Source organism: Acrocarpospora macrocephala, assembly GCF_009687865.1.
GTDB lineage: Bacteria > Actinomycetota > Actinomycetes > Streptosporangiales > Streptosporangiaceae > Acrocarpospora > Acrocarpospora macrocephala.
The window spans coordinates 16891-34695 of sequence record NZ_BLAE01000067.1 but is presented as its reverse complement, the minus strand read 5'-3'; the positions used below and the strand labels follow the sequence as shown (position 1 = coordinate 34695).

14 protein-coding genes and 1 pseudogene are annotated in these 17805 nt (G+C 70.0%); 9 read left to right on the top strand and 6 right to left on the bottom strand.

Features of this window, described 5'->3' with window-relative positions:
• Nucleotides 1-18: 18 nt before the first annotated feature.
• Entirely contained in the window at nt 19-657 is a 639-nt protein-coding gene (locus Amac_RS42520) for an HAD family hydrolase (protein ID WP_155360118.1), read from the top strand.
• Here Amac_RS42520 and Amac_RS56800 read toward each other — a convergent pair.
• A complete protein-coding gene (locus tag Amac_RS56800; RefSeq protein ID WP_155360117.1) occupies nt 654-1766 on the bottom strand; it encodes a helix-turn-helix transcriptional regulator in 1113 nt (370 codons plus the stop codon). The two genes, Amac_RS42520 and Amac_RS56800, sit on opposite strands and share 4 nt — an antisense overlap.
• 192 nt (nt 1767-1958) lie before the next feature.
• Between Amac_RS56800 and Amac_RS42510 the strand changes: the two genes are divergently transcribed.
• The 6 genes from Amac_RS42510 (at nt 1959) to Amac_RS42485 (ending at nt 8804) form a co-directional block, all read left to right on the top strand.
• Complete coding sequence (locus Amac_RS42510; RefSeq protein ID WP_155360116.1) at nt 1959-2447, top strand: cellulose synthase; 489 nt, start codon at nt 1959-1961, stop codon at nt 2445-2447.
• Nucleotides 2448-2857: 410 nt separating this feature from the next.
• Complete coding sequence (locus tag Amac_RS42505; RefSeq protein ID WP_155360115.1) at nt 2858-3862, top strand: ABC transporter permease; 1005 nt, start codon at nt 2858-2860, stop codon at nt 3860-3862.
• 54 nt (nt 3863-3916) lie between these two features.
• Nucleotides 3917-5680: an ABC transporter substrate-binding protein gene (locus Amac_RS42500; RefSeq protein ID WP_155360114.1), complete on the top strand. Its 1764-nt coding sequence runs from the start codon at nt 3917-3919 to the stop codon at nt 5678-5680.
• A 69-nt stretch (nt 5681-5749) separates the two neighbouring features.
• Nucleotides 5750-6763, top strand: a complete 1014-nt coding sequence (locus Amac_RS42495) for an ABC transporter permease (RefSeq protein ID WP_155360113.1) — start codon at nt 5750-5752, stop codon at nt 6761-6763.
• Nucleotides 6760-7791: an ABC transporter ATP-binding protein gene (locus Amac_RS42490; RefSeq protein WP_155360112.1), complete on the top strand. Its 1032-nt coding sequence runs from the start codon at nt 6760-6762 to the stop codon at nt 7789-7791. The genes Amac_RS42495 and Amac_RS42490 overlap by 4 nt, the downstream gene beginning before the upstream one ends.
• Entirely contained in the window at nt 7788-8804 is a 1017-nt protein-coding gene (locus Amac_RS42485) for an ABC transporter ATP-binding protein (RefSeq protein WP_155360111.1), read from the top strand. Before Amac_RS42490 ends, Amac_RS42485 begins: the two co-directional genes overlap by 4 nt.
• A 54-nt stretch (nt 8805-8858) precedes the next feature.
• On the opposite strand, the gene Amac_RS42480 is transcribed toward Amac_RS42485, so the two are convergent.
• From Amac_RS42480 to Amac_RS58190, 5 genes and pseudogenes are all read right to left on the bottom strand, one after another.
• On the bottom strand, nt 8859-10217 hold the full coding sequence (locus tag Amac_RS42480; RefSeq protein ID WP_155360110.1) for a sensor histidine kinase: 1359 nt from the start codon (nt 10215-10217) through the stop codon (nt 8859-8861).
• Between the two features lie 148 nt (nt 10218-10365).
• A complete protein-coding gene (locus Amac_RS42475) occupies nt 10366-11049 on the bottom strand; it encodes a response regulator (protein WP_155350719.1) in 684 nt (227 codons plus the stop codon).
• Nucleotides 11046-12290: a sensor histidine kinase gene (locus Amac_RS42470; RefSeq protein ID WP_155360109.1), complete on the bottom strand. Its 1245-nt coding sequence runs from the start codon at nt 12288-12290 to the stop codon at nt 11046-11048. The genes Amac_RS42475 and Amac_RS42470 overlap by 4 nt, the downstream gene beginning before the upstream one ends.
• A gap of 393 nt (nt 12291-12683) precedes the next feature.
• Nucleotides 12684-13544: a RecB family exonuclease gene (locus Amac_RS42465; RefSeq protein ID WP_155360108.1), complete on the bottom strand. Its 861-nt coding sequence runs from the start codon at nt 13542-13544 to the stop codon at nt 12684-12686.
• Nucleotides 13545-14022: 478 nt separating this feature from the next.
• A pseudogene (locus Amac_RS58190) lies at nt 14023-14136 on the bottom strand (3-deoxy-7-phosphoheptulonate synthase); the annotation flags it as partial.
• A gap of 119 nt (nt 14137-14255) precedes the next feature.
• Here Amac_RS58190 and Amac_RS42455 point away from each other — a divergent pair.
• The gene (locus tag Amac_RS42455) at nt 14256-15374 is read left to right on the top strand and encodes a site-2 protease family protein (RefSeq protein WP_246269058.1); all 1119 of its coding nucleotides are present in this window, start codon (nt 14256-14258) and stop codon (nt 15372-15374) included.
• A gap of 828 nt (nt 15375-16202) precedes the next feature.
• Entirely contained in the window at nt 16203-17678 is a 1476-nt protein-coding gene (locus Amac_RS57560; RefSeq protein WP_155360106.1) for an FHA domain-containing protein, read from the top strand.
• The last annotated feature ends 127 nt before the right edge of the window (nt 17679-17805 follow it).

The following is a 17805-nucleotide window of genomic DNA, read 5'->3' as shown; positions in this document are numbered from 1 at the left end:
CGAAGGGTTATCAACGCCGTGGACGCGGTTCTGTTCGACATGGACGGCTTGCTCGTCGACACCGAGAAGGTGTGGTTCGAGGTCGAGACCGAGGTGGTGGAGCGCCTCGGCGGCTCCTGGGGGCCCGAGCACGGGGCCGCGATGGTCGGCGGCTCATGGGATCGCACGATCACCTACATGCTCGCCCTCACCGGGGCCGACGTGCCGCCCGGCACGGTCGGGGCGTGGCTGCTGGACGGGATGATCGAGCGGCTGGCCGTGGAGGTGGAGCCGATGCCGGGCGCGCTGGAGCTGCTCGCCGAGCTGAACGGGGCCGGGGTCAGGACCGGCCTGGTCACCTCCTCGCTGAAACCGGTCGCCGACGCGGTGCTGGAGGTGGTCGGGCGGCACCGGTTCTCGATCGTGGTGACCGCCGACGACGTGACCAGGACCAAGCCGGACCCGGAGCCGTACCTGACCGCGGCCCGGCTGCTGTCGGCGCGGCCGGAGTGCTGCGCGGTGCTGGAGGACTCGCCGAACGGGGTGGCCGCGGCGACGGCGGCCGGCTGCCGGGTGGTGGCCGTGCCCAGCGTGGTGCCCATCCCGGCCGTGCCGGGACGCCTGGTCGTGCCGTCCCTGCTCGAAGTCGACCTGAGCGTGCTGCGGGCCCTGTTCTAGGCCGTCGCCAGGAACGGGGCCAGGTCGCCGCGGTCGTGCACGCCTAACTTGGTGTAGACGCGGCACAGGTGGTTGGCGACGGTCCGGGGGGACAGGACCAGCCAGTCGGCGATCTCCCGGTTGGTCAGGTTCCAGGAGGCCAGCCGGGCCACCTCGATCTCGCGGGCGCTCAGCTCCGCGCTCCAGCGTTCGGCGCGGGTGTCGGGGGCGGGGACCAGGCGGGCCAGCCGTTCCTGGGTGCGCGCGGGGGCGCGATCCCGGGCGACCCGGGCCACGATCGGGTTGGCCAGCCGGGCGCGCGGGGGAGTCAGGACGATCAGGCCGCGCTGCTGCAGCCGGGCCACGGCGTCGCGGTCGGCCAGGTCGAGCAGCACGTCCAGGTCGACGGGCTCGCCCAGCGCGACCAGGCCGACCGCCTCGGTCTCCGCCGGGTCCAGGCTCGCGAGCTCGGCCTCGACCAGCTGGCGCAGGCGTGGGGTGATCGTCAGCTCGCCCTGCCAGTGCCACTGGCCGGCGACCTTGGCCAGCGTCGCGCCGGGGACGAGCTCGGTCAGCAGCCGGACGTTGCCGCCGCTGGCGTGGTGCATCCGACGGGCCGTCGTCACCTCGACCGGGCCGCCCAGCGCGGCGGCCAGCAGCAGGCCGGTCTCGCGCGGGTTGAGCGGCGCCAGGTCCAGCCGGTCGGCCACGCCCTCCCGCCACAGGGCCTGGATCGGCTCGGGCACGGGCGCGCCGGCGCGGACGGTGGCCGCCAGGCGGGTGCCCGAGCGGGTCACCAGGTGCCGTACCAGCGCGGCGGAGCAGGGGTCGAGCAGGTGGGCGTCGTCCACGGCGAGGATCGCCGGGGGTTCGCCGAGCGCCTGGATCGCCCAGCCGAGCGGGTTCACCGGGCACCGCGGGGTGCCCAGCAGGTGCGCGAACGCGCCGAACGGCACCTCGGGCCCGATGCCCTGGACGCGGGCGCTGCTCCCGTGCGCGCCCGCGAGAGACTCGGCGAGCAGGCGGGTCCGCCCCGAGCCCGCGTCGCCGGAGATCAGAATTCCGCCGTCCGCGCGGAGCGCCGACCGGACCCGATCGCGTTCCGCCGTACGGCCGGTGAAAGGCCACATGATCTACCTCCGAGAGACCCTGTCGTTGCTCTCGACGGTAGGAATCCCGCGTTTCCGGCGGATCCGTGTGAACCCCCGAGCTCTACAGGGCTAGCCCGGGGTACCCCTAGGGGTAGAGCCCTCCTACAGGAGGAGCGCGGACCAAGCGTGCACGTGCCAGGATGGGATCAAGTCGCATAAAGGGGGCCCATCATGTCGTTCGAACAGATTGCCTGGCTTCCGCTCTGCGCGGGTCTGACCGCGGCCGGGGTGGCAATGGCCTACGTCGCCTTTCGCCGCCGGGGAGTCTCGGCCGGGCTGCGGATGACCGCCTGGGCGCTGCTGCCGCTCGCCGCCTACCTGACGGGCGCGCTGAAGACGATCTGGAACATCGGCACCGCGCTGGTGAGCTTCGCCACCGGGCTGGTCTTCTCGCCCGCCGTGTGGGCCGGGGTGGCGCTGGCGGGGATCTCGGTGCTGCTGTTCTTCGTGAGCGGCGGGATCCGGGGCCGTACCCTCGCGAAGTTCCGGGCCATGGGCAGGACGGGCAAGCAGGCGCCCGGCGGCGCGACGGGCGCGGAGGCGCCTACCCGCCCGCTGCCGGCCGCGAAGAAGGACGCCCCCAAGCCCGTCGCGAACAAGCCCGCTTCCGACGATTTCTCCGACGTCGAGGACATCCTCAAGAAGCACGGCATCAGCTGAGCACTGTGTCCATGGCCGCGCCTCCGGCACGGCGGGCTCGGCCGCCTTCAGCCTGTGTCTTCCCTCGTCACTCCGGCCGCTTCGCGACCTGCGTTCCTCAGTCCAGACACAGGCGCGGCCAAGCCACGAAATCTCGGATGATGGGATGTTAAGTCGCTTGTCAGTGCAATGTCACGGTTCCGAGACGTAACCGGAACCGGCCTCTGACATTCTTGACAAGATCGATACGAATGCATTGCGCGTCAATCACAGTTGGGCCACATAGCGCCTACTAGGTCTTGTTTACCCAGTTCAGCCCATAGATTCTGCCTCCGGGACCCGCTCACAACGCGGACCCGCAAGATATGGGAGCGACGTTAACGGGCGCAGCCCATAGGACGACGTCGTCTGGAACCCAGGGGGCTCAACGCATGACCGCACCGCTCGACGTCTCCGGAGAGGAGACGAAGGCGACGCCGGAGGCAGTCCTTTCCGGCGTGGGTGGACCCAAAGCGATCCAAGGCCGGTCACTCGGGCAGATCGCGTGGATGCGCCTCAAGAAGGACAAGGTCGCCCTCACCGGCGCGGGTGTCGTCATCTTCCTCGTCCTGGTCGCGATCTTCGCCCCGCTCATCGTGAGCTGGTTCGGCCACCCGCCGAACGAATTCCACCAGGAAATGATCGACACGATGACGATGCGCCCCAAGGGCGGCAGCGGCATCAGCGGGGACTTCCTGTTCGGCGTCGAACCGCAGAACGGCCGCGACCTGTTCAGCCGGGTCGTCTACGGCGCCCGCATCTCCCTGCTCATCGCCTTCTTCGCCACCCTGATCTCGGTGCTCATCGGCACCGTGATGGGGGTCGTGGCCGGCTACTTCGGCGGCTGGGTGGACACCATCATCAGCCGCCTGATGGACATCTTCCTGGCCTTCCCCATCCTGGTCTTCGCGCTGGCCCTGGTCGGCGTGCTCGGCCAGTTCGAGACCCAGCTCGGAGTCAAGGGCGACAGCCTCCGCATCCTGCTCCTGATCTTCGTCATCGGCTTCTTCAACTGGGGTTACATCGCCCGGATCATCCGCGGCCAGACGCTCTCCCTGCGGGAGCGGGAGTTCGTGGACGCGGCCAGGAGCCTGGGCGCGCGCGGGCCGTACATCCTGTTCAGGGAGATCCTGCCGAACCTGATCGCGCCGATCCTGATCTACGCCACCCTGCTGGTCCCGGCCAACGTGCTGTTCGAGGCGGCGCTGTCCTTCCTGGGCGTCGGCATCCAGCCGCCCACCGCGACCTGGGGCGCCATGCTCTCGGCCGCCACCAAGTACTACACCGTCCCGCACTTCATGATCTTCCCCGGCATGGCGATCTTCATCACCGTGCTGGCCTTCAACCTGTTCGGTGACGGTCTGCGCGACGCGCTGGACCCCAAGTCGAGCCGCTGAACCACCCGAGTCTCGTCCCGTTCCCCAGCTCCTACCAACAAGGGGTTTACGTAAATGAAGAAGAGAACACTGGCGGTCGTGGCCTCCGGCGCGGCCTTGGCCTTGGCCTTGTCGGCCTGTGGCGGAGGTGACAGCACGGAGCCCAGCGGAACCGCCGCTCCGGCCGCGTCCGCCTCGGCCGCCGGGGCGACCGGCTTCAACGCCGGCCTGGAAAACGTGGTGAACCCGTCCGACAAGAAGGGTGGCGTGCTGAAGATGGCCGTCACCGAGGACTGGGACTCCGTCGACCCCGGTGACACCTACTACGGCATGTCGTGGAACCTGCTGCGGATCTACGCCCGCCCCCTGGTGACCTACAACCCCGCGCCCGGCGCCAAGGGCCGCGAGCTGGTCCCCGACCTGGCCGAGAGCCTGGGCGTGTCCAGCGACGGCAGCAAGACCTGGACCTACAAGCTGCGGGCCGGGCTGAAGTACGAGGACGGCACGCCGATCACGTCCAAGGACGTGAAGTACGCCGTGCTCCGCCAGCTTGACAAGACCACCTTCGTCAACGGCCCGACGTACTTCAACGACTGGCTGGACCTGCCGAAGGACTTCGAGTCGGTCTACAAGACGCCGGACGTCAACACCGACCAGGCCATCGAGACGCCGGACGACCAGACGATCGTCTTCCACCTCAACAAGGCCTACGCCGGTTTCGACAACTTCGCGGCGCTGCCGGCCACCGTGCCGATCCCGCAGGCCAAGGACACCGGCATCAAGTATCGCGACCACGTGCTCGCGTCCGGGCCGTACAAGTTCGACAAGGTCGAGCCGGGCAAGCAGTACACGCTGATCCGCAACGACCAGTGGGACCCGGCGACCGACCCGATCCGCAAGGCGCTGCCGGACTCGTACGAGATCACCCTGGGCGTCCAGGGCGACGACCTGGACAACCGGATCATCTCCGGCGACCTGCACGTCGACATCGCCGGCAGCGGCGTCCAGCCGGCCGCCATCGCGACCGTCCAGCAGGACCCCGAGCTGAACGCCCGCGCGGACAACCCGATCTCGGCCCGCACCTGGTACGTCTCGATCCTCAACGACAACCCGCCGCTGGACAACATCGAGTGCCGCAAGGCCGTCATCTACGGGGCCGACCGGGTGGGCCTGCAGACCGCCATGGGCGGCCCGCTGGCCGGTGACATCGCCACCTCCCTGATGCCCCCGGGCATCGGCGGCTGGAAGAAGATCGAGACCTTCCCGCTCGGCACCGGCGACGAGGCCAAGGCCAAGGAGGCCCTCACGGCCTGCGGCCAGCCCAACGGCTTCGAGACCACGATGACCTTCCGCTCGGACCGCCCGCGCGAGCAGGCCGTGGCCGAGTCGATGCAGCAGGCGCTCGCCAAGGTCGGCATCAAGCTGACCCTGAAGGGCTTCCCGACCTCGGAGTACTTCACCGCGTACGCCGGCAAGCCCGCCTACACCAAGGCCAACGGGATCGGCCTGGCCACCAACGGCTGGGGCGCGGACTGGAACGACGGCTTCGGCTTCCTGTCCCAGATCATCGACAGCCGCACCATCCGCGAGGCCGGCAACTACAACCTGAGCGTCAAGGACCCGGCCGTGGACGCCCTGGTCGACCAGGCGTTCGCCGAGCTGGACACCGCCAAGCGTGACGCCATCTGGGGTCAGGCGGACGCGAAGGTCATGGAGGGCGCCTACGTCCTCCCGACCGTCTACTCCAAGGGCCTGCTGCTCCGCGGCAAGGGTGTGACGAACCAGTTCATCACCGGCGCCTTCGACATGTACGACTACCTGGCGCTCGGCGTCGAGTAGCCAGCCGCAGGCGGCGAAAAGGGGGGTCGGCTCCGACCGAGCCGGTCCCCCTCCAGCCGAGGGGGGACAGTGGTCACATACATCATCCGGCGCCTGATCGGCGCCCTGCTCATGCTGGCCGTGGTCAGCATGGTCACCTTCTCGATCTTCTTCGTGGTGCCGAGGCTGGCCGGGGTCACCGCCACCGACTTCGCCAACCGCTACGTCGGGCGGGCCGCCACCCAGGAGACCGTCGTCGCCGTGGCGAACAAGCTCGGCCTCAACGACCCGGTGGTCGTCCAGTACGCCCGGTGGATCAAGGGCATCTTCGTCGGCGCCGAGTACGACTACGGCGCGGGCGTCGAGCACTGCCCCGCCCCCTGCTTCGGCTACTCCTTCGTCACGAAGAACCCGGTCTGGCCGGACCTGGTCGACCGGATGCCGGTGACCCTGTCCCTCGCGGCCGGCGCGTCGATCATCTGGCTGCTGGCCGGCGTCGCCGTCGGCGTGCTGTCGGCGCTGAAACGCGGGTCCATCTTCGACCGGACGGCGATGGTGATCGCCCTGTCGGGCGTCTCGCTGCCGCCGTTCTTCACCGGCCTGATCGCGCTGTCCCTGTTCAGCTACGGGCTGCGAATAACCGCGCCCGGCGGGGCGTACACGCCGCTGACCGAGAATCCGGCGGAATGGGCCTACAGCCTGATCCTGCCCTGGCTCACCCTCGCCTTCCTCAACGCCGCCGCCTACGCCCGGCTCACCCGGGCCGGCATGCTGGAGACGATGGGGGAGGACTACATCCGCACCGCGCGGGCCAAGGGCCTGCGCGAGTCCACGGTCATCACCAAGCACGGCCTGCGCGCCGCCCTCACCCCGATCGTGACCATCTTCGGCCTGGACGTCGGCATCCTGCTCGGCGGCGCCATCCTCACCGAGAACGTCTTCTCGCTGCCCGGGCTCGGCAAGTACGCCACCCAGGCGATCTCCACCCAGGACCTGCCCAAGATCATGGGCTTCACCATGCTGGCCGCCTTCTTCATCGTGATGGCCAACCTGATCGTGGACCTGCTGTACGCGGTCGTGGACCCGAGGGTGAGGCTGACATGAGCGAGCACTTCCTGGACGTCCGGGACCTGAAGATCCACTTCCCGACCGACGACGGCCTGGTCAGGTCCGTCGACGGGCTCTCCTTCAAGCTGGAGCGGGGCAGGACGCTCGGCATCGTGGGCGAGTCGGGCTCCGGCAAGAGCGTCACCTCGCTCGGCATCCTCGGCCTGCACAAGGGCGGCCGGGCCAGGATCTCCGGCGAGATCTGGCTGGACGGCGAGGAACTGGTCAGCGCGAGCCCCGAGCACGTGCGCAGGCTGCGCGGCAAGAAGATGTCGATGATCTTCCAGGATCCGCTGTCGGCCATGCACCCGTACTTCACGGTCGGCGCCCAGATCATCGAGGCGTACCGGATCCATAACAAGGTCACCAAGAAGGTCGCCCGCAAGCACGCCGTCGACCTGCTCGGCCGGGTCGGCATCCCGCAGCCGGAGCGGCGGGTGGACAGCTACCCGCACGAGTTCTCCGGCGGCATGCGGCAGCGCGCGATGATCGCCATGGCTCTGTCCTGCGACCCCGAGCTGCTCATCGCCGACGAGCCCACCACCGCCCTGGACGTCACCGTGCAGGCCCAGATCCTGGACCTGATGCGCGACCTGCAGCGCGACTTCAACGCCGCGCTCATCATCATCACCCACGACCTGGGCGTGGTGGCCGAGCTCTCCGACGACATCCTCGTCATGTACGGCGGCAAGGCCATCGAGTACGGCTCCGCCGAGGACATCTTCGAGCGGCCCGAGCATCCCTACACCTGGGGTTTGCTGGGCTCCATGCCCCGCCTGGACCGCGAGCCCACCGAGCGGCTGCTGCCGATCAAGGGCTCCCCGCCCTCGCTCATCAACGTCCCGGCCGGGTGCGCGTTCCATCCGCGCTGCGCCTTCGAGGGCCGTACCGGCGGGAAGGCGAACACCGAGGTCCCGGATCTGGTCGAGACCGAGGGCGGCCATCTGGTCCGCTGCCACCTGCCGCGGGAGGAGCGGCGCGCCATCTGGGCGACCGAGATCAAGCCGAACCTGGAGTCCGCATGACCGAACCACTGCTCTCCGTCCAGGGGCTGGAGAAGCACTTCCCGGTCACCAAGGGCCTGCTGCAGCGCCAGGTCGGCGCGGTCAAGGCCGTGGACGGCGTCAGCTTCGACGTGCGCAAGGGGGAGACCCTCGGCCTGGTCGGCGAGTCCGGCTGCGGCAAGACCACGACCGGGCGGCTGATCACCCGGCTGATCGAGCCCACCGGCGGCAAGGTGATCTTCGAGGGGCACGACATCACCCACATGTCGCAGGGCAAGATCCGCCCGCTTCGCCGCGACATGCAGATGATCTTCCAGGATCCGTACAGCTCGCTCAATCCCCGGCACACGGTCGGGGCGATCGTCGGGGCGCCCTTCAAGATCCAGGGCGTGCACACCGAGCAGGGCGTCAAGAAGGCCGTCCAGGACATCCTCGCCCTGGTCGGCCTCAACCCCGAGCACTACAACCGCTACCCGCACGAGTTCTCCGGCGGCCAGCGGCAGCGCATCGGGATCGCCCGCACGCTCGCGCTCAAGCCCAAGCTCATCATCGCCGACGAGCCGGTCTCCGCGCTGGACGTGTCCATCCAGGCGCAGGTGGTCAACCTGCTGGAGGACCTGCAGAACGAGCTGGACCTCACCTACCTGGTGATCGCGCACGACCTGTCGGTGGTCCGGCACATCAGCGACCGGGTCGCGGTCATGTACCTGGGCAAGATCGTCGAACTGGCGGACCGCAAGGGTCTGTACGAGTCGCCCATGCACCCGTACACCAACGCCCTGCTGTCGGCGGTCCCCATCCCCGACCCCAAGGGCAAGGCCGGGCGCGAGCGTATCCGCCTGCAGGGCGACGTGCCGTCGCCGCTCAACCCGCCGCCCGCCTGCCGGTTCCACACGCGCTGCTGGAAGGCGCAGGAGATCTGCAAGACCGAGGAACCGCCGCTGCTGCAGCTGGCCCCCGGCCACCAGGTCGCCTGCCATTTCCCGGAGAACGCCCCGGCTCTCGCCGAACCCGAGGTGGCCGCTCAGACCTGACGCCTCCCGCCCGGTGCGGTCCCGCTCAGCCGGAGCGGGACCGCGCCGTTGAGGCTACGGGGCATCGGACTGGACGGGCAGGCGCAGGACGAACCGCGCGCCGCGGGGGCTGTCTTCGATCGTGAGGGTGCCGCCGTGGGTTTCGGCGATCTGCCTGGCGATGGGCAGGCCGAGCCCGGTGCCGCCGGCGTCTCTGCTCCGGGAGGCCTCCAGGCGGGCGAACCGCTCGAAGATGACCTCCCGCTGGCCGGGCGCGACGCCCTCGCCGTCGTCGCACACCTCCAGCACCGCCGCGCCCGGTTGCCGGGTGACGGTGACCGTGATGGTGGCGTCGGCGTGCCGTTCGGCATTGTCCAGCAGGTTGTTCAATACCCGGCCCAGGGCGATCGGCTCCCCGTCGATCACGACGCCGGGGGTGAGCTTGCGGATCACGGCGACTCCGCGCGGGCGCCGATCCAGCTCGCACCGCACCAGGTCGGCCAGGTCGACGGGCTCGCGCCGGCCGCGGACGCCCGCGTCCAGCCGGGCGATCCGCAACAGGTCGGTGACCAGGTCCTGCATGCGCTGCACGCTGTCCAGCAGCGTGTTGGCGGTCTGCGGCCAGTCGCTCAGCTCCGGGTACATGAGCGCCTCCTCGATCTCCGCTCGCATCGCCGTCAGCGGGCTGCGCAGATCGTGGGAGGCGTCCGAGGCGAACCGGAGCTGATGTTCGACCGCTGCCTGGGCCCGGTCCAGGGTCTTGTTCGCGATCTCGGCGAGATCCCGCAACTCGTCCTGGTACTTCGGCACCGGCACCCGGTGGCCGAGGTCGCTCTCGGTGATCTGGGCGAGTTTGCCGCCGATCGCCCGCACCGGCTCCAGGGTCTTGCTCACGGTCCGGTGGGTGCCCACCATGGTCGCCCCGACCAGCAGGAGCCAGCCGGCGGCGAGCGGGAGCAGCAGCTGAGGGCCCACGTACCAGGGGACATCGGAGACGGCCATGTCGAGCCGCCAGACGCCGCTGGTCGTGTGGAAGGGGTACTCGATCACGATCTTGCACTGGCCGGGGAACACGCCGTCGCACTGCCTGGCGGTCGCGAACGCGTCGACATCGGGTTGCAGAGTCGTCATCGGCGGCTGGTGTGCCATGTCCGGGGTGGCGGCGACCAGCGCGCCGGCCGCGTCGAACACCTGAACCGCCGTATCCGGCCGCCACGGCGGCGGCCGGGGGGATACGCCGTGGTGGCGTATCTCCGCGGCCACGGTCACGGCGTTGGCGACGAGTTGTTCCGTCCTGCGTCCGATGGCGTCGTCCCGCAGGGCCAGCAGGACGAAAACCGCGACGGCGGTGCAGATCAGCGCCATGACCGCGCTGGCCGCCACGGTGAAGCGGGTCCGGATGGACCAGTGATGCCACGCTCTCAGGCTGATCACCCCCTCGCGACCAGACGCACGCCCCCCAAACACTCCTTACCGGCTACGGGGAGACCCACGACCAAAAATTGGCAAACGTGCGCGCCCTGTCTGTTGGCTGGGCGGCATCAGACCTCGGCGTCGGGGCGGGTCAGCCCCGCACCGGTCGTCAGGGAAGCGCGCCGGGTGTGATCAGGCCGGTCTCGTACGCGAGGACGACCGCCTGCACCCGATCCCGCAACGCAAGCTTCGTCAGTACATTTCCGACATGCGTCTTGACTGTGGTCTCGCTCACCACCAGCTCGCGGGCGATCTCCGCGTTGGAGAGGCCCTTCGCGATCAGCCGCAGGACCTCCAGCTCGCGCTCGGTGAGGCGGTCCAGGCGGGCCGGGGTGGCCTGCTGGTGGGCGGTGGGCAGGTGGGTGGCGAAGCGGTCCAGCAGGCGGCGGGTGACGCTGGGGGCCACGATCGCGTCTCCGGCCGCCACCACCCGGATGGCCTGCAACAGCTCGTCCGGCGGCACGTCCTTCAGCAGGAAGCCGCTCGCGCCCGCCCGCAGCGCCTCCACGATGTACTCGTCGAGGTCGAAGGTGGTCAGCACCAGCACCCGGGGGACGTGCGCGCTCGGCGCCGCCTCCCTGACGATGCGGCGGGTCGCCTCGATCCCGTCCATGCCCGGCATCCGGATGTCCATCAGGACCACGTCCGGCAGCAGCGCGCGGGCCTGGTCCATCGCGGTGGAACCGTCGCCCGCCTCGCCGACCACGGTGACGTCCTGCTCCGCCTCCAGAATGAAGCGGAACCCCGTGCGCAGCAGCGGCTGGTCGTCCACCAGCAGCACCCTGATCGTCATCGTCTGTCCTTGAGGGGGAACCGGGCGCGGACCTCGAACCCGCCCCCCTGGCGCGGGCCAATCCGCAGGACTCCACCATAGAGGGCGACACGCTCCTTGATGCCCACCAAACCATGCCCTTTCCCCTGACCCGGTCCATGACTCCGCTCCGGGATCGTGCCTCTCCCGGGCTGGCGCTGGTCGAAACCGGGCCCGCGGCCGTCGTCCTCGACGTGCACGGTGAGCTCGCTGGGCTCCTGCCGTACGGTCACCCAGGCCCTGGCCGTGGGCCCCGCGTGCCTGAGGCTGTTGGTGAGCGCCTCCTGGACCAGGCGGTAGGCGGCGAGGTCGATGCCCGGCGGCAGGTCGAGCTGCTCGCCCTCCAGCCAGAGCTGGGTGCGCAGCCCGGCCTCGCGCATCTGCTCCACCAAGGACGGGAGATCGTGCATGCCCGGCTGCGGGCCGCGCTCGGCCGGGCCGTCGGTGCGCAGCACGCCGACGATGTTGCGCATCTCCGCCATCGCGGTGCGGCCCATCTGCTCGATCGCCAGCAGCGCGTCCTCGGCCACCTGGAGGTCCTTGTCGAGCATCTTGCGCGCCGCGGCCGCCTGCACGGTCATCACGCTGACATGGTGGGCGACCACGTCGTGCAGCTCCCGCGCGATCCTGGACCGCTCCTCCGCTCGCGCCGCCCGGGTGTCGGCCTCCCTGGCCCGCTCCAGCCGGTCCGCCCGATCCACCAGCTCGTCCAGGTACGCCCGGCGCAGCCGCACGCTCCGCCCGAGCACCCAGCACAGCGTGACCACGGCCACCACCACGACATGGTCGGCCCAGCCGAACTGGTCGTCGGTGAGCGCCACCGTGAGCAGATAGCTGAGCAGCGTGTACACCGCGCCGACCACGCTCAGCGCGAGGCCCCGGTAAGCGGCCACCGTGTAGAGCAGGATGGCCGCCGCCAGGCTGGCCAGACCCGCGTTGAAACGCAGCATGTCCAGCGCGAACTGCGGCACGGCCACGGCCAGCAGCAACACGAACGGCCAGCGCCGGCGCAGCACCACCGACATCGTCATCACCCCGGCCAGCAGCAGGCTGCCCGCGTTCGGCTCGCGCATCGGGACCGGCGCGAACCCGTCCCACTCCGCGATCATCTCGGCGTCGGTGATCAGGATGAAAACGGTGGACGCCACCGTCAGCGAGACCGCGAGCACTGAGTCCCCGATCAGGGGAAAAGCCCGGAGCCAGGACCGCAAGCTGCTACGCACCCAACAAATTTAGGCCGCTCCCCACCCCTCCTGCCTCATCCCCACGAATGATGCGCCCCCTCCCGCCCGTCCCGTCCGGGTGGTGTCTGGGGGCGAGGCGCCTTTGATCCCGGTGTCTTCGAGATCCCGCGATTATGCGCACCCTCACGCCAGTCCCGTTCCGGGCGGTGTTGCGGGGCAAAGCACCTTTGATCCCGGTGTCTTCCAGCATCCCGCGATTATGCGCGCACTCACGCCAGTCCCGTACCGGGCGGTGTCTCGGGGCGAGGCGCCTTTGATGCCGGTGTCTTCGCGGCGAGATCCCGCGAACGATGCGCGCACCCACCCCCGCGCTATTTCGGGCGATCTCTTCGGGCGGGGGTGCTTTGGGTCCGGTGTCTTCGGGTGGGGGCGTCAGAGTTCGTCGGTGGCGGCTCTGCGGGGGAGGCGGCGGGATGGGCGGGGTTCCCGGTCGGGGACCGGGGGTGGGGTGCCGCCGAACTCGGGGCAGAGGGCCTGGTGGTCGCACCAGTCGCAGAGCCGGGAGCGGCGGGCCCGCCATTCGCGGGTGCGCAGCGAGCGGTCGATGGCCTCCCAGAGGGCCTGGACCTTGCGCTCGGTCGCCCGCAGGTCGGCTTCGTCGGGCAGGTAGCGCAGCACCTCGCCGTTGCCCAGATACATCAGCTGGAGCATGCGCGGCACGCTGCCCTGCTGCCGCCACAACACCAGCGCGTAGAACTTCATCTGGAACAGCGCCTTGGCCTCGAAGTCGGGCCCCGGCGCGCTCCCGGTCTTGTAGTCGACCACCCGCACCTCGCCGGTGGGCGCCACGTCAAGCCGATCGATATACCCGCGCAGCATCAGCCCGCTGTCCAGCACGGCCTCCACGTAGAGCTCACGCTCGGCCGGTTCGAGCCGCCGCGGATCCTCCAGCGTGAAATACCGCCCGAGCATCCCCCGCGCCTGCTCCAGCCACCCGTCCCGCTCGCCGTCGTCGGCGAACAGCGCGCCATACTCCGGCTCCTCGGCCAGCAGCCGCCGCCACTGCGGTTCCAGCAACTCCTGCGCCGCCACGACCGTCCGCCCCTCGGCGGGCAGGTCGTACAACCGCTCCAGCACGGCGTGCACCAGCGTGCCCCGCACGGCCGCCGCCGACGGCTTCTCCGGCAGCTGATCGATCACCCTGAACCTGTAAAGCAGCGGGCATGTCATGAAATCGCCGGCACGAGAGGGGGAAAGCGCCCCGATGATCGCGCGCTCCTCGGTCAGGGTCATGCCCAGACTGTAGGCCACCCGACTGACAGAACCCCGCCAGCACCGCCGATCCCGACCGCATGTCGGCTACGCGCTGGCCCGTTCTCGGGCCGCGTCGGGTACACACTGGCCGGTTCTCGGGCCGCGGGGTCGAGTACACGCTGACCGGACCCCGGCCGTATCGTCAGGCCCGGACTCCGACCGACAGAACCCCGCTTGCACCGCCGACCCCGGCCCGCATGTCGGCTACGCGCTGGCCGTTCTCGGGCCGCGTCGGTGGCCGGTTCTCGGGCCGCGTGGTCGGGTAAGCGCTGACCGGACCCCGGCCGTATCGTCAGCCCCGGACTCCGGTCGGCTTCTGTCCGTGGTGGATCGGCGGGGATCCGGCGTGCATCGAGCAGCCCGATCGCCTTACCTCGGTCATGATCGGCAGCCCGGTCGGCTTCTGTCCGTGGTGGATCGGCGGGGATTTGGCGTACACCGAGCGGCCCGATCGCCTTACCTCGGTCATGATCGGCAGCCCGGTTTGCTCCCGCGCCTCCGCCAGGATGCGCGGCCCGGCCTCGCCTAGCCCCTGGAACGCGTACCGTCCTGGCGGCGTCGTCGGCGTGTGGTTGGTGGGGCCGGTGTTCCGCACCGTGAGGGCGGTCTGGTGGAGGTCATGATTGCGGGGCGTCGCATATCGGCTGGCGGAGCGTAGGATCGACGCCAAGGAAGGGGAACACCACCACTATGAGCACACCATCTCCGGGGCTGCGCATGGGGCGGCCGTTCGGCATCCCGGTGTACGTGTCGCCGACGTGGCTGATCGTCGCCGCGTTCATCACGATCAGCTTCAAGCCGCAGGTGGGTGATCGACTGCCGGAGTTCTCCGACCTCGCGCAGTATGGCATCGCGCTGATGTTCGCCGTGCTGCTCTATGTGTCGGTGCTGCTGCACGAACTCGCGCACTGCGTAGTCGCCAAGGCCTACGGCCTGCCGGTCAAACGGATCACGCTCTACCTGCTGGGCGGCGTCTCCGAGATCGAGAAGGAGCCGGACACCCCCGGCAAGGAGTTCCTCGTCTCGTTCGCCGGGCCGATGGCCTCGCTCGGCCTGGCCGGGGTGTTCTTCCTGGCCGACCGCGTGATGGACGGCAACTCGGTGGCCGGCGTCCTGGTCTTCATGCTGTGGTTCTCGAACCTGATCGTCGGCATCTTCAACCTGCTGCCAGGCCTGCCCCTGGACGGCGGCAGGATGCTCCGCGCGGGCGTCTGGAAGGCCACCAGCAGCCCCAACTCCGGCACGGTCGCCGCCGCCTGGGTGGGCCGCGTGCTGGCCGTGGCACTGGTGCTGTCCCAGCTGATCCTGCCCCTGATGGCCGGGCAGGATCCGGACTTCACCACGGTGCTCTGGTCGATGGTGCTGGCCTCCTTCATCTGGATCGGCGCCTCCCAGTCGCTGCGCGTGGCCAAAGTCCGCTCCCGGCTACCCCAGGTCCGGGCCAGAACCCTGGCCCGCCGCGCGCTCCCGGTCACCGCCGAGGTCCCCCTGGCGGAGGCCCTGCGCCGCGCGCGCGAGACCGGCGCCGGCGCGATCGTGGTGGTCGACCACGAGGGACGGCCGACCGCGATCGTGAACGAGGCCGCCGTCAACGCCACCCCCGAGCAGCGCCGCCCCTGGGTCACCGCGGGCGCGGTCGCGCGTAGTCTGGAACCGGCGTTAGTGCTGGGCGCCGACCTGGAGGGCGAACCGCTCATCGACGCCATGCGCGGCAACCCGGCGGGGGAGTACCTGCTGGTCGAGCGAGGCGGCGAGATCTACGGCGTCCTCGTCACCGCCGACGTCAACAAGGTCTTCACCGGGGTATGAACTCCGGCGCGACAACAGGGACCTCACCGAGGCACGCGCTTTGGGCGCGCCAACAAGTGGAGGCGGGAGCGGACGCGGGTTGGTCCGTTCCCGAGCTTCGCCGGGGCACGAGCTTCGAGCGTGCCGAAGAGCGTTTCACCCAGGGTTTGAGCTCGTGGCGCCACAACCAGGGCTTCAGCGGGGGGTGTGGAGTTCCGGGCGCGACGCCAAAGGCTTCGCCTCGGGTACGGGCTTCGGGCGTGACGGCAATGGCTTCGCCTCGGGTACAGGCTTCGGGCGTGACGCCAAAGGGTTCACCGAGGTACGCGCTTTGGGCGCGCCGACGAGTGGAGGCGGGAGCGGACGCGGGTTGGTCGGTTGCCGAGCTTCGCCGGGGCATGAGCTTCGAGCGTGCCGAAGAGCGTTTCACCCAGGGTTTGAGCTCGTGGCGCTACAACCAGGGCTTCAGCGGGGGGTGTGGAGTTCCGGGCGCGTCGCCAAAGGCTTCGCCTCGGGTACGGGCTTCGGGTGTGACGGCAATGGCTTCGCCTCGGGTACGGGCTTCGGGCGCGACCGCAAGGGGCGTCGGGGCGCGGGCTCGTGCTCGTGGCGCGATGCGGGCTCGTTGGGGATGTGGACGCGAGGTGACCGGTAGGTGACGCGGGCTGGCGTGGTGGTGGGTGTGGTGGCATGCCGAACCCATTTGTCCCACTCGTCTTACTGGCGTTCCGCCACTAGTGTTCTGGTCAGCTGATCAGGAGTGTTCTATTTGCCACGTTTGAGGACTCGTCGACGCGGTGTGATGTCGGCGCCGCCGGACAGGTGGCGCGTGCGGGGAGGGAGAGGTCTGTGACGGATCAGGGCGCGGGGGTTGTCCGTCCGCTTCCGGGTGAAGGCGTGGTGGCCCACTTCAATGGGTTGCTGCTGGTCTGCGGTCCCGCGGGCCCGGTGGTGGAGGAGTTGCTCGACGCGCTGCGGGAGACTGCGGGCACGGGGGGTGACGGGCGGGTGCTGGCTCGCCGGGTGGCCCAGGTGCTGGCCCGTTCCATGAACGGGGATCCGATCGCCTGCGCGGTGGCCGGTTCCGCCGGTGGCGGGGTGGCGGTCCTGGTGTGCGGGGCGGCCATGGCGTCCGTGCTCGGCGGTCCGGACGGCGACGTGATGTTGTCGGGCCAGGATTCGCTGACGTGGACCGATCGGCTGGTCAACGGGCCGGTGACCAAGGTGGAGCTCCGCCTGCCGGGTTCTGGGGCGTCGAGCCCGTATGCGCGCTTGGACGGTGGCGTGGTGGCGGGCGCGGGAGTGGAGATCGACTTCACTTCGCCGGGTCACACCGTGCACCGGCCGGTGCCGCCTGGTCCTGGTCATCCGTACCCGCCGCAGCCCTCTCAGTCCGGCCAGTCCGGACCGGCCCAGTCGATCCTGCCGCATGAGCCGATCGCGCCCCGCGAGCCCGTCGTGCCCCCGTATGGGGGGCCGCCGATGCCGCCGCCGATGCCTCCAGGGCCGCCGCCCATGCCTCCCGGCCCGCCGCCGATGCCGCCGAGTCCGCCCCCGATGCCGCCGGGTCCGCCCGGGCAGCCCGGTCCGCTCGGGCATCCGTCCGGGCCGCAGCCGCATCCCCTGCCGCCGCCTCCGCCCATGCCGCAGCCGATGCCCCAGGGCAATCCGCCGATGCCGCCGCCCATGCCGACCGGTCCGCAGCCCTCCCCCATGGAGGAGCCGATGCCGGTGGCGACCAGGGATGAGAGTCACCGGCAGGCCAACGGGCACCAGGCCGGGTCGGTCACCCGGACCGGGGACGTGAGCGAGAGCACCCAGCTGGACGCCACGCCGGACCGTGAGGCCGGGCCGATGGTGCATGGGGTGGACTGCAAGAACGACCACTTCAACGATCCGCGGGTGCCGTACTGCGCGGTGTGCGGGGTGCCTTTGGTGCAGAGCACGCTGGTGCCGTACAAGGGGACCCGGCCCGCGCTCGGGGTGTTGCTGCTTGACGATGGGCTCGCGTTGCGGCTGGACTCCGACTACATTCTCGGCCGGGATCCGGAACGCGCGTCCGAGGTTCAGGCGGGACAGGCTCGCCCGGCCAGGGTCACCAGCCCCGACGGCTCGGTCTCCCGCCGCCACCTCCGCGTGGCCCTGGAGGGCTGGGACGTCACCCTGGTCGACCTCGGCTCCGTCAACGGCACCCAAATCCAACCCCCGGGCGACCCCAACTACTACGACATTCCCCCCAACGAGCCAGTCCCCATAGTCCCCGGCACCACCGTCCGCATCGGTGTGTCCAGAACGATGCGTTTCGAGGGTCACCGAGAAGCCTGAGTGGTACGTGGGGATTGCCAGGCCTGGTTCTCCCCACCCACTCAGCCCCTTCGTTCCCTCGGGCTCCGCCCGACCCCGTCATCGCCATGGTCGCTCGAATGAAGCGGTGGCTTGATCCGCGTGGTTT

Excerpts from the sequence above, each read along its gene's own strand:
- Amac_RS42500 (WP_155360114.1), top strand. The coding sequence starts at position 3,917 with ATGAAGAAGAGAACACTGGCGGTCGTGGCCTCCGGCGCGGCCTTGGCC.
- Amac_RS42485 (WP_155360111.1), top strand. The coding sequence starts at position 7,788 with ATGACCGAACCACTGCTCTCCGTCCAGGGGCTGGAGAAGCACTTCCCG.
- Amac_RS42455 (WP_246269058.1), top strand. The coding sequence starts at position 14,256 with ATGAGCACACCATCTCCGGGGCTGCGCATGGGGCGGCCGTTCGGCATC.
- Amac_RS56800 (WP_155360117.1), bottom strand. The coding sequence starts at position 1,766 with ATGTGGCCTTTCACCGGCCGTACGGCGGAACGCGATCGGGTCCGGTCG.
- Amac_RS42490 (WP_155360112.1), top strand. The coding sequence starts at position 6,760 with ATGAGCGAGCACTTCCTGGACGTCCGGGACCTGAAGATCCACTTCCCG.
- Amac_RS42510 (WP_155360116.1), top strand. The coding sequence starts at position 1,959 with ATGTCGTTCGAACAGATTGCCTGGCTTCCGCTCTGCGCGGGTCTGACC.
- Amac_RS42505 (WP_155360115.1), top strand. The coding sequence starts at position 2,858 with ATGACCGCACCGCTCGACGTCTCCGGAGAGGAGACGAAGGCGACGCCG.
- Amac_RS42465 (WP_155360108.1), bottom strand. The coding sequence starts at position 13,544 with ATGACCCTGACCGAGGAGCGCGCGATCATCGGGGCGCTTTCCCCCTCT.
- Amac_RS42475 (WP_155350719.1), bottom strand. The coding sequence starts at position 11,049 with ATGACGATCAGGGTGCTGCTGGTGGACGACCAGCCGCTGCTGCGCACG.